Origin of the sequence: Armatimonas sp., assembly GCF_031410135.1 — a bacterium.
Lineage (GTDB): Bacteria > Armatimonadota > Armatimonadia > Armatimonadales > Armatimonadaceae > Armatimonas.
This window is the reverse complement of sequence record NZ_JANNYP010000412.1, coordinates 1-13,317: the sequence shown is the minus strand read 5'-3', so window position 1 is coordinate 13,317 and position 13,317 is coordinate 1. Positions and strand designations below refer to the sequence as shown.

General features: G+C 58.0%; 15 protein-coding genes and 1 pseudogene. 12 read left to right on the top strand and 4 right to left on the bottom strand.

The annotated features are described in order from the left end of the window. Window positions 1-362: 362 nt before the first annotated feature. A complete protein-coding gene (locus RMO15_RS15215) occupies window positions 363-1,100 on the bottom strand; it encodes a PEP-CTERM sorting domain-containing protein (RefSeq protein ID WP_309714299.1) in 738 nt (245 codons plus the stop codon). Window positions 1,101-1,306: 206 nt separating this feature from the next. Here RMO15_RS15215 and RMO15_RS15210 point away from each other — a divergent pair, with 206 nt between their 5' ends. Then, window positions 1,307-2,206: a dihydrodipicolinate synthase family protein gene (locus RMO15_RS15210; protein ID WP_309714298.1), complete on the top strand. Its 900-nt coding sequence runs from the start codon at window positions 1,307-1,309 to the stop codon at window positions 2,204-2,206. Between the two features lie 6 nt (window positions 2,207-2,212). Here RMO15_RS15210 and RMO15_RS15205 read toward each other — a convergent pair whose 3' ends face one another. Genes RMO15_RS15205 through RMO15_RS15195 form a run of 3 tightly spaced genes read right to left on the bottom strand, consistent with a single transcriptional unit; the run spans window position 2,213 to window position 4,819 of the window. Further along, window positions 2,213-2,986, bottom strand: coding sequence for an alpha/beta hydrolase (locus RMO15_RS15205; RefSeq protein WP_309714297.1), 774 nt, complete (start codon window positions 2,984-2,986; stop codon window positions 2,213-2,215). Continuing rightward, the gene (locus RMO15_RS15200) at window positions 2,983-3,963 is read right to left on the bottom strand and encodes a serine hydrolase domain-containing protein (protein WP_309714296.1); all 981 of its coding nucleotides are present in this window, start codon (window positions 3,961-3,963) and stop codon (window positions 2,983-2,985) included. The genes RMO15_RS15205 and RMO15_RS15200 overlap by 4 nt, the downstream gene beginning before the upstream one ends. Continuing rightward, the gene (locus tag RMO15_RS15195) at window positions 3,950-4,819 is read right to left on the bottom strand and encodes an SMP-30/gluconolactonase/LRE family protein (protein ID WP_309714295.1); all 870 of its coding nucleotides are present in this window, start codon (window positions 4,817-4,819) and stop codon (window positions 3,950-3,952) included. Before RMO15_RS15195 ends, RMO15_RS15200 begins: the two co-directional genes overlap by 14 nt. A gap of 55 nt (window positions 4,820-4,874) precedes the next feature. Between RMO15_RS15195 and RMO15_RS15190 the strand changes: the two genes are divergently transcribed. The 11 genes and pseudogenes from RMO15_RS15190 to RMO15_RS15140 all read left to right on the top strand — a co-directional run. After that, on the top strand, window positions 4,875-5,474 hold the full coding sequence (locus RMO15_RS15190) for a nucleotidyltransferase domain-containing protein (protein ID WP_309714294.1): 600 nt from the start codon (window positions 4,875-4,877) through the stop codon (window positions 5,472-5,474). A gap of 165 nt (window positions 5,475-5,639) precedes the next feature. Beyond that, a complete protein-coding gene (locus RMO15_RS15185; protein WP_309714293.1) occupies window positions 5,640-6,152 on the top strand; it encodes a hypothetical protein in 513 nt (170 codons plus the stop codon). Between the two features lie 77 nt (window positions 6,153-6,229). Beyond that, window positions 6,230-6,457, top strand: a complete 228-nt coding sequence (locus RMO15_RS15180; RefSeq protein ID WP_309714292.1) for a hypothetical protein — start codon at window positions 6,230-6,232, stop codon at window positions 6,455-6,457. A gap of 263 nt (window positions 6,458-6,720) precedes the next feature. Continuing rightward, the gene (locus RMO15_RS15175; protein WP_309714291.1) at window positions 6,721-7,398 is read left to right on the top strand and encodes a hypothetical protein; all 678 of its coding nucleotides are present in this window, start codon (window positions 6,721-6,723) and stop codon (window positions 7,396-7,398) included. Window positions 7,399-7,660: 262 nt separating this feature from the next. Next, complete coding sequence (locus tag RMO15_RS15170) at window positions 7,661-8,212, top strand: hypothetical protein (protein ID WP_309714290.1); 552 nt, start codon at window positions 7,661-7,663, stop codon at window positions 8,210-8,212. 205 nt (window positions 8,213-8,417) lie between these two features. Beyond that, the gene (locus RMO15_RS15165) at window positions 8,418-9,074 is read left to right on the top strand and encodes a hypothetical protein (protein ID WP_309714289.1); all 657 of its coding nucleotides are present in this window, start codon (window positions 8,418-8,420) and stop codon (window positions 9,072-9,074) included. A gap of 24 nt (window positions 9,075-9,098) precedes the next feature. Next, window positions 9,099-10,439, top strand: coding sequence for an FAD-dependent thymidylate synthase (locus RMO15_RS15160; RefSeq protein WP_309714288.1), 1,341 nt, complete (start codon window positions 9,099-9,101; stop codon window positions 10,437-10,439). Between the two features lie 24 nt (window positions 10,440-10,463). Further along, window positions 10,464-11,459: a chitosanase gene (locus tag RMO15_RS15155; protein ID WP_309714287.1), complete on the top strand. Its 996-nt coding sequence runs from the start codon at window positions 10,464-10,466 to the stop codon at window positions 11,457-11,459. Next, window positions 11,460-12,437: a hypothetical protein gene (locus RMO15_RS15150; protein ID WP_309714286.1), complete on the top strand. Its 978-nt coding sequence runs from the start codon at window positions 11,460-11,462 to the stop codon at window positions 12,435-12,437. Next, window positions 12,438-13,052 (top strand): polysaccharide deacetylase family protein, encoded by a 615-nt coding sequence (locus tag RMO15_RS15145; protein WP_309714285.1) that lies wholly within the window; start codon window positions 12,438-12,440, stop codon window positions 13,050-13,052. Between the two features lie 16 nt (window positions 13,053-13,068). Then, window positions 13,069-13,317, top strand: a pseudogene (locus tag RMO15_RS15140) (hypothetical protein); the annotation flags it as partial.

Sequence of the window (13,317 nt, the reverse complement as noted above, 5' to 3'; positions counted from 1 at the left end):
TAGCTCTGGCGGTCTTTCTCCGGCATGGCAACCAGACGCGGGGCCAGGTCATCGGGTATCTCAAGTGTCAGGGTCATGGGTTTCGTCTGCCTCTTTCACCTCACATTATACTGCCCAGCGCTACCCGTCCCCGCCCCTCGTTGCGCCCGCCATCTCGTACTGGCTGCTGTCTTTGCCAAACGCAACACCAACACCGGCAAGTATTCGAGCAACATCGGGTGCCGCCGGTTGGAAACCGGCGTCTGCAGTGGCGTTCCGCCGCAAAGCCCGTGCCGGGCTGGGGACATTTGTAGCCCGGCACGGGCTTCGTGGCCGCAGGCCATTGATGACGCCCAATTCCATTGGGCGCAGAAGAGAAAGGCTTACTTCCGGCGGCGAGCGATCAGTCCACCAACGACACCTAATGCAAGTAAAGCCAGCGTGCCGGGTTCGGGAGCGGCGGCACTGCTGCTGCGGAGCTGGAAGGCAAGGTCAACAGTCGTGCTGGTTGTATTGAAATTCCAGGTGGTCGGGGTCACTTCATTGTCATCCGAGCGGAAGCCGTTGCCTGTGTTCGCGGCCCCTGTGTCCACCCAGGAAACATCAGTTCCATCGGAAGTTGAGATTGCCGTTCCTTCTTTGAGACGTAGCCAGTACGTCCCTGCGGCGAGGTTCTGGGTCGGAATCGAGAAGTCTAGCTGCGCGATCTCGAAGTCCGGATCTCCAAGCAGCACGCTTCCCGTGTCGGTGATGGTGATAGCCCCGCCGCTGACCGTTCCCTGAGAAACGATGGTGGTGCTGGGGATGGCATTGGGGCTGGGAGAGCCCGCACTGCCGGAGTAAATAAACCAGGTCAAGTCGCCGCTGAAGTCCCCCAACAGGCCAGGGTTTCCATCCATTGCCCAGAAGCGGATGGCATCGAAGCTGGTGGGCGATGCCAGGACGAAGTCATCGGCCAGGGTGAGGTCGGTGATGGTGAGAGCATTTGCTGTTCCGAAAGTGCCGTTGTTGTAGACGGTGGTCTGTGCCTGCGCCGTTGGGGCCAGCGCCGCCAGTCCGAGAAGCGTGAGTGCAGCGACGGTGCCGCGTGTCAGCGAGAAGCGAGAAGCGTGTCGAGTCATGAACCTATCTTTCATAGTAGACTGGGGGCACCAGTAGGCACCCTAGAGACGAGAGCAAAACCCATGAGCGATACGTTCACAAGCCAGTGCCCAGTGACATTGCGGGGATTGTACACGTAGGCGGAAAAAACGACAAGCCTGTTATTTCGCACCGGTAAAACCCGTCCACAAACACCGCAGGGGCGCCGACGAGGTAAAATTAGGGCATGACCACGCCCGACACGCTCCGCACCCAGCTCTCCGGGGTGATCGCCTTCCCGGTGACACCCTTTCACGACGATCTCTCGCTCAATCTTGACGGCTTGCGCCACAACCTGCAAGCCCTGAAAGATGCTCCAATCTGTGCGGTGGTTGCCGCTGCCGGAACGGGGGAGTTTCACACGCTCTCGCCTGATGAATTGCGCCAGGTGATTGCAGTGACGGTGGAGGAGCTCGGGGGGCGCGTGCCGGTTCTGGCGGCGACGGGGATCAATACGGCGCTCGGGGTGCAGCTTGCTCAGCAGGCACAGGAGCTTGGGGTGGACGGGCTCCTGCTCTTTCCGTCGTACTACCCCACGGCAGATGACGACGCGCTGCTGGCCTACTACCAAACGCTCGCCGCGGCAACGCCCCTCGGCGTGCTGATCTACTCCCGGGACAGCTTTAACCCGTCGCCTGGCTTGGTGCAGCGCCTCGCCGATGCTATTCCCAATCTCATCGCGCTCAAAGACGGCCAGGGCGACACGCGGCGCTTGCAGCAGCTCATGCACAAAGTGGGGGAGCGCCTGCTCTGGATTGGCGGAGCGGGCGACGATGCCGTGCCGGGCTACTACAGCATCGGGATTCGGACGTACACATCGAGCATCGCCAACCTCTCCCCGGAAATTTCGCGCCAGCTCCACGAGACGGCAGCGGCAGGCGATAGCGCGGCATTAGCGCAGCTGATGGCGCACTACGTCCTGCCACTCTACGCTTTTCGGGCGCGGCGCAAGGGCTACGAGGTCTCGGTGATGAAGCGGCTCATGGACAAGATTGGTCTCGTCGGTGGGCCCGTTCGCCCGCCCCTTGCCGATCTGAGAGAGTCTGAGTACGCCGAGCTCGATGCCCTCGCCGACGTCTGGCGCTAGCCTGCCTTAGACAAAGCCGCGCTGTTTGAACCAGCGGGCGCACTGCTCGGGCCAGGCCAGAGACTCGGGGAACTTCGCGGAGCCCAGACCAATGCCGTGGGGCGCACTCTCGTAGACCTGGAGCGAGAAGGGCACGCCATTGGCGGCCAGCGCCGAGGCAAAGAGCAGTGCGTTCTCGACGGGCACGGTGGTATCGGCTACTGTGTGCATGATAAAGCAGGGCGGCGTGTTTTTTGTCACTTTAAGGTGGTTCGAAAGCTCGCGCACCAGCTCGGGCGAGGGATTGTCGCCTAATAAGTTTCGCCGGGAGCCTGCGTGCGCCGCCTTGCCCTCTAGGGTGATCACGGGGTAGACCAGCACGGCCAGATCGGGGCGATCTTCCGGGCCGGTGAAGTGGGTGGCGGCGGTGCTGGTGAGATGTCCCCCAGCAGAAAACCCCAGAATCCCGACGCGCTTCGGGTCTACGCCCCACTCACGGCCCTTGCTGCGCACCACTTTAATCGCGGTGAGGGCATCGGTCACTTCGGCGGGGTGGTGGTACTTCGGCCCCAGCCGGTACTTCAGCACGACCGCAAAAATTCCGAGCGTGTTGAGCCACTTGGCAATTGGCTCGCCCTCGTGTGCCGCCAAGCCGCCGTAGCCGCCGCCAGGGCAGACCACAACGGCAGCGCCCGTGGGCTTGTCGGGGGGATAGAGCGTGAGAGTCGGGGTATCTTCCGGGCCAGTGCCCAGAGAGAACGGCACCTGGCCGTCGGGATAGAGAGGGACAATGGTGTTCATGGTAAGTATTTTACCGCGCTCTGGATGGCGGCGAGGAGTTTTTCGCAGGCAGTGTCGTTGCTGGAGGGGATAAAGCACACATAGCTTACGCCCGACTCGCGGGTGAGTGCGTAGTGCGTCTCGCCCGAGCCCGTGCCGGTGTGGGCGAGGCCACCACCCTGAAGCATCCAGCCGGGGCCGTAGCTCTCCGTCGCGTTTCTGCGGATGAGCTGGCGCTGGGCGGGCGTGACCGAGAGCATAAACTTCAGAAAATCCGGGGCGCTCATGCAGCCTGCCCCACACACATCTGAGCCACCCCAGGCATCTCGCGCAAGGCTTGCAAAACGATCCCGGACGGGGACATGGCGACCCGTCGCTTTATCAAAGCGCTGCGGTGTGAGCAGAGAGGCCGCGCCGCTGTCGTAGCGCTTTTGCTCTGTGGGAGAGAGATAGGTGGCGACAAAGTAGCTCCGAATCCCGAGGGGCTCCAGCAGACGCGTCTGGATGAATTTATCAGGGCGCTGGCCCGTCACCGACTCCAGAACCCGCCCGAGTGCCTGGTAGCCGACATTGGAGTAGAGAAAACTCGCACCGGGCGCAGAGAGTAGCGGCTCGGTGAGGGCTTGCTTGACCCGCTCTGCCTCGGTCGGGGCACGGAGTCCTTCGGGGAACTTGGCGGGCAAGCCGCTCCGGTGGGTGAGCAGGTGAAGTAAGGTAATGCGCGGGTCGCAAGGCAGCCAGCGATCAGCAGGGTCACTCAGGCGAAGCTTGCCTTCCTGGACGAGTACGAGAAACGCTTGCGCTGTGAGGGGTTTGCAGAGGCTACAGAGCATCGCGGGCAGAGTTGGCTCCATTGGTTTGCCGTCTTGCAGGCCGTAGGCACGGGCGAGAGGTGGTTTTCCCGATTGGGCGACGGCCAGAATTAAGCCAGGAACACGGGTCTCACGAAGCGCACGCTCTAGCCGCGTGTCTAGCGCCTGTTGGTTAAAGGCCGACACGTGAGACAAACTCCGCCACCCCGGTGATGCCAGGAATGGTCAGGCGAAACAGTGCCCCGGCGAGTGCGCCATCGGTCTCTTTCTGGTGGCCGCCTGCGGTGGTCACAAACATCTGGTCGTAGTTGGGGCCACCAAAAATCACCGACGAGACTTTCTTCACCGGAAAGGGAACTCGTGCAAGCTCTCTACCCTGCGGCGTGTAGCCCACCAGGCAGCTCCCGTCCCAGCGGGCGCTCCAGAGATTGCCCGCCGCGTCCACCGTCATGCCATCCGGGACACCGCCACCTTCTTCAGCAACAATAAACGGGCGCTGTCGTGCGAGATTTCCCCGGATCTTGTCGTAGGCAAAGCGGTAGATCGTTCGCTTTGCGCTGTCGGTGTAGAACAGAAACTTATGGTCTCGGGTAAAGCCCATCCCATTGGAGCAGCCGATCCCATCGAGGAGCTTGGTGATGGTGCCTTCGTCATTGAGCCGATAGAGCCGCCCCAGTCGCTTCTCCGTGGGCATGGTTCCGCAGAAGACACGGCCCTCTGTGTCTACCATCACGTCGTTGAAGCGCGTCTCCAGCTCCTCGGAGATATCCTCCACCAGATAGTCTAGCGTTCCTCCTGGGCTCCAGAGGGCAATCGCTCCACCGTCCATGAACAGTAGAAACTGGCCGTCTTCCTGGAGCGTAAAGCCACCCACGGGCCGCCCGATCTCAAACGCCTCATGGTGTCCCGTCGCTAATTCGTAGCGAAACAGCCGACGGTTGGGAATGTCGGTCCAGTAGATAGCATCCTCTCCGGGGTGATAGAGAGGCCCTTCTCCGGTATGACAGGCATAGTCTGCCAGAGGTTCTAGCTCAAACTCCATAATTATTCCAATTGTACCTTTTTATCGGCTGTTCTTAACCACGCGATAATGGGATATGCAGCTCGACAAAATTATCTCAGAGAGACACTGGCCGCACACCACGCTCTTTATCCCTTTTGGCTCCCGTGTCTATGGCACCGCCCGCCCGGACTCGGACGACGACTACTTGGTGGTCTTCCCCGAAAATGATGGCCCGTCGGGGCTGGAGCTGGCACTTGAGAACACCAATCTCCAGATCTTTACCCTCGTCGAGTACCAGACAGCGCTGGATGCGCACCAGATACACGCTCTGGAAGCCTACTTCGTTCCCAATAGCCCCCTCTCTGCGCTCTGCTCGTTCACCCTCAACCGTGCAACCCTGCGCCAGGCTCTCTCGCAGAAAGCGTCGCATAGCTTCGTGAAGGCCAAGAAGAAGATCGCCGTCGAGCAAGACTATCTCCCTGGCTGGAAGAGCCTTTTTCACAGCCTGCGGATTCTGGTCTTTGGGATAGAGCTGGCCCGAACCGGCGCTCTGACAAACTTCGCCGCTGCAAACGCCTACTGGGACGAGATCTGGGCCGCGCAAGAGACCGACTGGGAGACTCTAAAAACGCGCTGGCAGCCCGTCCACAATGCGCTTTCGTCGGAGTTTCGCAAGCTGGCTCCGAAAGAGTGAGGCCACCAGAACCCACCATACTCACCAGAACCCACCCGGCTCCGTTCGTTCCTCACTGCGCCACCCTCCCTCAGGGCAGGGAGGGTTTGGGATGGTACGCACCGCGCCAAACCTGCCCTGCAAAATCCGCTTACCGGATGACCTGAACCGTTGGTATACTCAGTCATGGGTATACCGAAAGCGAATCAAACCACCGAGGATGCGCGGGTAACGCTTTCCTATGATGCGGTGGGGCGGTGCACGAAGCTAACGGAGCCTGATGGCGGCGTTCGAACGATGACCTTTGATAGCGACGGGAACCTCTCGACGTTCCAAGACCCGAGCGGTCGAGTGACAAGCATGCAGTACGACTTGGCTGGGCGGCGGACAAGCCTGACCTTTGCTTCCGGTCTTCTTCGTGGCTTCACCTATGATGCGGCAAACCGTCTGGTGACGAGCGTGGATGGCAGTGGCCCCTCGACGTACACGTTTGACAGCAACGGGAACATGACCAAGGTCGCGGCCCCGTCTAGCGTAACGACAATGGTCTACGACATTGAGAATCGGCTGGTTCGGCACGAATCTGGTGGCGTTACAACGACTTACACGTACCAGGGTAGCGACGGTTTGAAGCGCTCCGAGCAGGTGGGTGCGGCGCGAACCACCATCATCTGGGATGGGGACGAGTACCTACAGTAGCGGAGCTAAACGGAGTTGGTTCAGGGAAATTAGGCGAAGGATTTGTAGCGAGAGCGTGAAGGGTTAGGTGTTTTGCGATGGGCGTGACGAGTTACTACAGTTTTGCCGGCGAGATAATCGGTGAGGAAACCGGCGGGGTTCGCCGGGACTACCTGACCGATGCGCTCGGCAGCGTCACCGCTACCGTGACGGGGGCAGGTGTCGTCGAGAATACCTATCGCTATAAGCCCTATGGTGAAAAATTAGCGAAAACCGGGGCGGGAAGCGATCCTAAGTTCTTGTGGAATGATTTTAGTACGTGTTAAATACGATTTGTAGATTTTTATACTAAAAATAATTTCTATTATTCGATAATTGGAACATCCATTTCAGTTAAACTTCGCTATGTGAATTCTATAGTAAAATTTAATGGTGCTTTATGTGATACTGCTGGCGAAACAGATTGTGATGAAATTCATTTGGGACTTATCGAGACAAATAAGACAAATCTAGAGAACTGTAATAACAAGATGACTGAAACGCCTGACTTAGGTGATTTTGATAATTTTTTTCAACTGGACAATATGTAATGACTATTGAAGAATTTATTGACCATATTTTTAATCATCCCGTTGATGGCGTTCCGTGGTTTAGAAGGACGAAACACAATGACTTTATACCGGGGGTGAATCCTACTCAGTTAGCTTTGCTGCTTACTGAAACATATGAAAATTCTGGTGTGCTATTGCACCCTTTTAGTGATGCCCAGGTAGCACAAGGATTACAATTCGGATTTCAATTAGGATTGAACCAAGTAGTTATGCTTAATGATGAAGTATCTATTGAGAATTCCATTCATAATGATGTTATATTACATGCTACTTCATCTATTGCTAGTCTATTTCGTCAAATAATGGCAAAAAGATGTAAGGATATGCGATTGGCTAATGTTTCTAAAGCCAGTATAGACTACAATCCATTGAATTTTGCATGTTATATGTGGTGGGAAGTGACGTTCATGTCAGGAAAGCCAGAAATTATTGAAAGAACTGAATTTGATAAAACAGTACTTAGTACAATGACTGAGATTCTTGCGATACCACATGCTGCTTGTCAGGAAAGTGCATTGCACGGATTGGGACATTGGAAATTCAAATATCCAGATCGAGTAGAAGATATTATTAATAGATTTTTGGATACTTCCAATGATATTTCAGATGAAATAATTCGATATGCATTGTCTGCAATTAAGGGAACTATAAATTGAACAAAAAGGCACGGAGAAACCCCGGACTCTAGGCCGGATGAGGAAACGTGATGCCAATTGGCTCTGAACAAACATAGACTCTGTTGCCGAATTCTTTGAGCCTTCAAGCGGGGCAGGCATTCGCGCTTCCTGAAGCAAGGCCAGAGAATCGAGAGCACACGAGTTTTACCTATTTCTTTCCCACACAGCCAGCGCCACGTGTCAAACACTTTTACACACGGTTTGACACTCGTATTTCACTTCGCTAAAACGGCTCAGAAAAATGACTATTGCAATATTTATCGTTCATGATGACTATCACTACCTACTGGAGAGCATCCAGATTATCCAAGGTAAAGTTGACTCGTTTATCTTCGTCAACAAGTTGCCGTTCTTCGGCGAGGCAGGTGACTGGCAAAAGACGGTAGAGGTCGCGGAAGCGGCAGGAGCAACTGTCGTTGTCGGCGAGTGGCATGGCGAGATCGAGCACCGGCAAGCAGCCGGGGAGCACCTACTCTCGCTTGGCTACACCCACGCCCTACTCCCCGACGGAGACGAGATCATCGAACCACGCCTGCTCGACACCCTCCTCAAGATCGCCGAGCATGACCTGGCAGACACCGTCTCGGTCTGCTGGGACACCTACTGGAAAACGCCAGAGTACGTCATCCGCCCCAGAGAGCCCTTTACTCCCTGCTACCTCGCCAACCTCAAGGTCTCCAAGCCCGTCGCAGGACACCAGTACCGAGGCGGACGGCATTTGCACCTCAGCGAAGACTACGGCATCGTCCACCATCTTTCGTGGGCGGGCTGGAGAAGCGGCATGATAAAATAGGGTGGCTTTGACGCGGTATGTAGTAGGGCCGAAACGACAAGAAGATTGGGTATTGCAGCACGAAGCAATGCCAAAACGTGACGAAGTAAGAGCGCAGTGAGGCGAAGATATTTCTCAGCATGAGGAAGCAAGAGCGCAACAAGGCGAAGATTTTACTTAACGAGAAGAAGAAACTCTTTAACGAGCCGAAGAAAGGACTTAAACAATGGCAACACGACGGAAAATTATGGTAGCGAAGCAAGTAGAGCGTGCAAGGCTCATGATTGATGGCACTTTGAACAACCCTGATATTCAAGACGCCGTAGCGCCCTTTGGCTATCCCGCCACTCGCATGCAGGAAGGCAAGGCGCTTCTGGACACCGTTCAGGCAAGGCGCAGCGCTGCGGAGAGCCGCCGGACGGTGAAGAAGACCAAGACCGATACCGTGCAAAGCGCCACCAACGCCGCGTACCAAGCCATGACCCCGCTGGTAGGGATCGCCCGCGCCGTCCTGCAAGGCAACCATGTCGCGCTCGGTGCCCTCGGGCTAGACCTTGGGCCGCTTCCTCGCTCACGGGCCGGGCTGCTGGATCGTGGACGCCGCTTCTTAAATGCCCTTGCCACCGACCCCACCCTCGCCGACCAGCTCGCCGGATTCGGACTGACCGCCGCTAAACGAACTGCGCTACAAACCACCCTCACCACGCTGGAGCAGGCACAGAGCGCCCAAGCCGGTGCCAAAGGTGCCGCAGAAGACGCCACCCCCGCCGTGCAGGAAGCCCTCGAAGCCCTCAATGCCTGGGTGATGCAGTACCGCAAGCTCGCCCGAATCGCCCTTCGTGCCACCCCACAGCTCCTAGAGAAACTGGGCATGAAGGCGTAAGATAGGCAGGAAAACGTGGGGGCAATGACGAAAGTGCCTCCCGTCATGCGTGTCACTCAGGTCGCCTTGCGACCCACTGAAGCCTCCAACTCCGCCGGTCGTCCGGCGCTCACTCCTGAGCTACTCGCCGCCACGGGCGCACGGTACTCTCGCTCCAACGAAGGGCTGGAGGTGATTCTCTCTCGGATTGATCCGAATAATCTGGATAAGTCTGTGGACGGCATCTTCAAGATGGTTGATTACGGTCATGCCTCGATTGCCGATCTTACGCCAGTGGCACTTTTCATAGACGGCATCTCGATGTGGCTTGCCTACGAGCTGTTCCGCATCAGCCCGACGGCGGGTGGGCAGGAGAGCAGCACGCGCTACATCAAGCTCGACGAAGACGGTTTGCTCTCTGCGGAGGAGCTAGGGATCACCGACGGCGCGGCGTGGCAGGAGCGCATGGGCGCGGCGTTTTCGGCGTACCGTGAGGCGCTGGCGTACTGGGAGCAAGTGGCGCTCGACGAGCCCGAGCGCGTTCGAATCCCGGCGGGCGTGAACGATAAAGCGGCGGCGCGGATGCGGCGCAACTTTGCCTTCGACCGTGCGCGGTATTTTCTGCCGGTTGCTGTACGCACCAACGCCATGCTGGTTCAGTCCGCCCGCGCTTGGGTGAGCGTCTGCCAGCACCTCCTCTCGCACCCCCTGCCCGAGGCCGTGCGCTGTGGTGAATTGATCCGAGACGAGCTGGGGCTCTCTGCACCACGGCTGATCAAGCACGCAAAAAGGCTGGAGAGCATGGCAGCGGGCCATGCGGCAGAGCTGGCAAGCGCACAGCGCTTGTTAGGAGGGCTGGGCACAGGAGCCGCGACACTGGATGTCATGCTCCCATCAGGGCCGATTGACTTTGTCGCCGATCTCGCCCAGCACGACAACCGCTATGCGTACATCGGTGAGGGGCTGCGCCGAACCGCCGTACGCTTTGCCTGGGACGGGGTCGCCTTTGCCGAGATTCGCGATCTGAACCGTCACCGCACCGGGACAAAGTACTGCCCGCTGGTGCCTGTCGGGTTCTACGCCGCGCAGGACGAGAGCATGCGCACGCTCCAGTGGCAGCCGGTGGGTGAGAGCGCAAACGATGCCGCCATCGGGAAACTTTTAGCCAGCGATCCGACCTATCTCTACGAAACGCTCCTCGGGACGCAGTTTCTGTTTGAGCACACCACAACCGCCGATAAGTTTCTCTACGAAGCGGAGCTGCGCACAGGGACAGGGGCGCACTATCGGTATGCCAAGCACTTGCGGGATGTTCTGGCGCTCTGGTACGAGAAGTTCCCCGCCACGCGCGGGCTGGTTCTGGAAGGCAGCGCGGAGCCAGAATAGACAGGAAGAAAGCGACGGACAAAGATGACGCCAAAGCAGAAGGCCATTGCACAGGCCATTGTCAATGTGTTTGAGACCGGTGAGATCGAGGGGGACTACGGCAACGTGACCGTGATCCCCGGCGACTCCGGGCACCTGACCTATGGGCGTTCCCAGACGACGCTCACCAGCTTTCTCTACGAGCTACTCTCCGACTACTGCGACGAAGCAGCGGCGCAGTTTGCGGGGGAGATCAAGCCGTATCTGAGCCGTGTCAAGGCGCAGGACATCAAGCTGGACAACGAGAAAGCCTTCCATCGGATTCTGCGCAAAGCGGGCGATGATCCGGTGATGCAACGGACGCAGGACATCTTCTTTGACCGGCGCTACTGGGCTCCCGCGATGGAGCGTGCACGGCTAGCAGGAATCACCACGCCGCTGGGCTGCGCGGTGGTCTACGACTCCCAAGTGCACGGCTCGTGGGACAGGATGCGCCAGCGCACCAACTCGCGTGCCGGTGGCAGCACCGCCGTCGTGGGTGAGAAAACCTGGATCACGGTCTATGTCGCGACGCGCCGAAGCTGGCTGGCGAACCACGCCAACTCGGTGCTCCACGCGACTGTCTATCGGATGGACACGTTCAACAAGCTGATTACGGATAAAAACTGGGAGCTAACCCTGCCGCTCAAGGCCCATGACGTGACCATTAAGGCCAGTGATATCTCCGTCCCCGATGCCCCCAAGACCGGCTGGAGCGTCGAGCTGGAAGGCTACGGCGAGCCAACTGCCTGGCCGTCTGTGGAAGTCTTCGCCGACGGACGCGCCATCTCCCCGATCCGCGATCTGGCAATGCGTCTGGGAGCCGAGGTGGTCTGGACTCCCGAGGGCACGGAAGTCAATGGCGAGATCGTCCCCGTGGTGCTGGAGGTCAAAAAAGCCGTTGGTACCACCCAGTACAGCTATGTCCGCGAGATCGCCGAAGCCGCCGGTGCCACCGTCGCTGCGGATCTCACTAGCCGCACGATCACGGTAAAAAAGTAGATGTTTCCCCGGAGGCGAGTGCAGCGTCTCCCCATCAATTACGCCGCCTCACTGGCCTGGTTTGGTGAGGGACTTCTCGATGGCCTGCTTGGGCCAACGTACTTTGGCTTGGATGGGAGTATCTCAGATCATCATATTTCTTTTGCCTATCGTTTTGACACGACGGTTGTTTCTCCTTCAGGACAGTACTTAGCAGTTCTGGAGAGTAAGGGCACCAAAGCACTTCTTATCGAAGCACCAGGCAAGCTACTGCGGGAACTGAACCGGAGCTATTTTTGCGCGGATGACTACACCTACCCCCTCACTTTTCTTACCCTACCCGATGGACGCGAGGCACTACTGCACTGCCCCGACGAATACAATCGTCTGGAGATTGAGGATTGCGCCACGGGCGAGCGGCTGACGGCCTCATCGCTACGGGAGCCTGAGGATATTTTTCACTCCCGCCTCACTCCCTCCCCTGATGGAACCCGCTTTTTCTCCGCGGGCTGGGTCTGGCACCCCGTTGATGTTCTCCCTGTCTACAGTATCGCTGAGGCGCTACGCGACCCCCGTCACCTCGACTCCCGTCACTCAGTTCCTGGACATGACTCCCTGACTGCTGTCTGGAAAGACAACGAGACGATCTGGGTAGCGCTGGCGAGTGATGCCCTGATCTGGGGGAAAAAAGATACCGTGGGGGAGCCTGCACGCCTGGAAAAGTACAACGTTGAGGGCACGGCACTCACATTGCTAGAGACTTTCGCACTAGAGGAAGACCCCGTGCAGCTTCTCCCGCTCAATGACGAGTACTTCGTTGGTTTCCATGAGTGCCCGAAGCTCTTTTACCTCCCGAGTGGCAAGGTCATCGAGCGCTGGGAAGAGTTGCCCTTGGGAAAGCTTGATGCTGGAAAGCTTGCTATGGATATACCCAACCGACGGTTTGCGCTGGTTCAGGATAGGGAAATCGTTGTGGTCACCTTTGAGGAGACTGACTAAATGCTCATTCGCTGCCTGCCCACTTCAGAGCGTGTGGTTGCGCTCACGTTCGATGCCTGCCAGACCCTCAAGCCCGCAGGCTACGCACCACAGATCATCGAGATTCTGCGCAAGGAGCGCGTCCCGGCGACGCTGTTTCTGGGAGGGCGCTGGATGGAGTGGCATGCGGACGTGGCGAAGAATCTGGCACGCGACCCGCTCTTTGAGCTCGCGACCCACAGCTATCTCCACCCGCACTTTCCCAAGCTCACCGAGAAGCAGATGCGAGCGGACTTAGAGAAAACGCTCGCCGTGCACCAGAAGCTCACTGGGCGCAAGCCAAAAGCCTTCCGGCCACCCTACGGCGAGCACAACCCGCTCACCGTCAAAGTCGTGGAGAGCTATGGCCTGACGACCGTGCTCTGGGATGTCGAGACCGGCGACCCCGACCCGAATAGCTCCGCCAAAGAGATCGTCCGCGAGGTCTTTCGGCAGACCAAGCCCGGCTCAATTATCATCCAGCACATGAACGGACGCGGCTGGCACTCCCCCGAAGCCCTCCCCGAAATCATTGTCGGGCTCCGAAAACGCGGCTATCGCTTTGTGTGCATCTCCGAGAGCCTGAGTCGGCGGTAGACTGTATACTAGAACTGTGCCCAAGCCCTTTGATGCCTCGACAAAATTTCTGGTCGAACTCTACCCGGAGGACTGGCTGCGTTTTCTCAAACAGCCCATCGGCCCGACGGAGCTGGTCGAGGCAGATCTTTCCACGGTCACGGCGGCAGGCGATAGAATTCTGCGAGTGAACACCGTTCCGCCTTACGCCATGCACATGGAGTTTCAGGCAGGACCAGATCCTGAGCTAGAAGAGCGGACATGGGAGTACAATGTTCTCTACACA

What these genes read in the sequence shown, in the direction of transcription:
- RMO15_RS15195 (WP_309714295.1), bottom strand. Translation starts at nt 4,819, where the DNA reads ATGGAGTTTGAGCTAGAACCTCTGGCAGACTATGCCTGTCATACCGGA.
- RMO15_RS15160 (WP_309714288.1), top strand. Translation starts at nt 9,099, where the DNA reads ATGACGAAAGTGCCTCCCGTCATGCGTGTCACTCAGGTCGCCTTGCGA.
- RMO15_RS15205 (WP_309714297.1), bottom strand. Translation starts at nt 2,986, where the DNA reads ATGAACACCATTGTCCCTCTCTATCCCGACGGCCAGGTGCCGTTCTCT.
- RMO15_RS15150 (WP_309714286.1), top strand. Translation starts at nt 11,460, where the DNA reads ATGTTTCCCCGGAGGCGAGTGCAGCGTCTCCCCATCAATTACGCCGCC.
- RMO15_RS15145 (WP_309714285.1), top strand. Translation starts at nt 12,438, where the DNA reads ATGCTCATTCGCTGCCTGCCCACTTCAGAGCGTGTGGTTGCGCTCACG.
- RMO15_RS15215 (WP_309714299.1), bottom strand. Translation starts at nt 1,100, where the DNA reads ATGACTCGACACGCTTCTCGCTTCTCGCTGACACGCGGCACCGTCGCT.
- RMO15_RS15180 (WP_309714292.1), top strand. Translation starts at nt 6,230, where the DNA reads ATGGGCGTGACGAGTTACTACAGTTTTGCCGGCGAGATAATCGGTGAG.
- RMO15_RS15155 (WP_309714287.1), top strand. Translation starts at nt 10,464, where the DNA reads ATGACGCCAAAGCAGAAGGCCATTGCACAGGCCATTGTCAATGTGTTT.
- RMO15_RS15210 (WP_309714298.1), top strand. Translation starts at nt 1,307, where the DNA reads ATGACCACGCCCGACACGCTCCGCACCCAGCTCTCCGGGGTGATCGCC.
- RMO15_RS15170 (WP_309714290.1), top strand. Translation starts at nt 7,661, where the DNA reads ATGACTATTGCAATATTTATCGTTCATGATGACTATCACTACCTACTG.
- RMO15_RS15165 (WP_309714289.1), top strand. Translation starts at nt 8,418, where the DNA reads ATGGCAACACGACGGAAAATTATGGTAGCGAAGCAAGTAGAGCGTGCA.
- RMO15_RS15185 (WP_309714293.1), top strand. Translation starts at nt 5,640, where the DNA reads ATGGGTATACCGAAAGCGAATCAAACCACCGAGGATGCGCGGGTAACG.
- RMO15_RS15190 (WP_309714294.1), top strand. Translation starts at nt 4,875, where the DNA reads ATGCAGCTCGACAAAATTATCTCAGAGAGACACTGGCCGCACACCACG.
- RMO15_RS15175 (WP_309714291.1), top strand. Translation starts at nt 6,721, where the DNA reads ATGACTATTGAAGAATTTATTGACCATATTTTTAATCATCCCGTTGAT.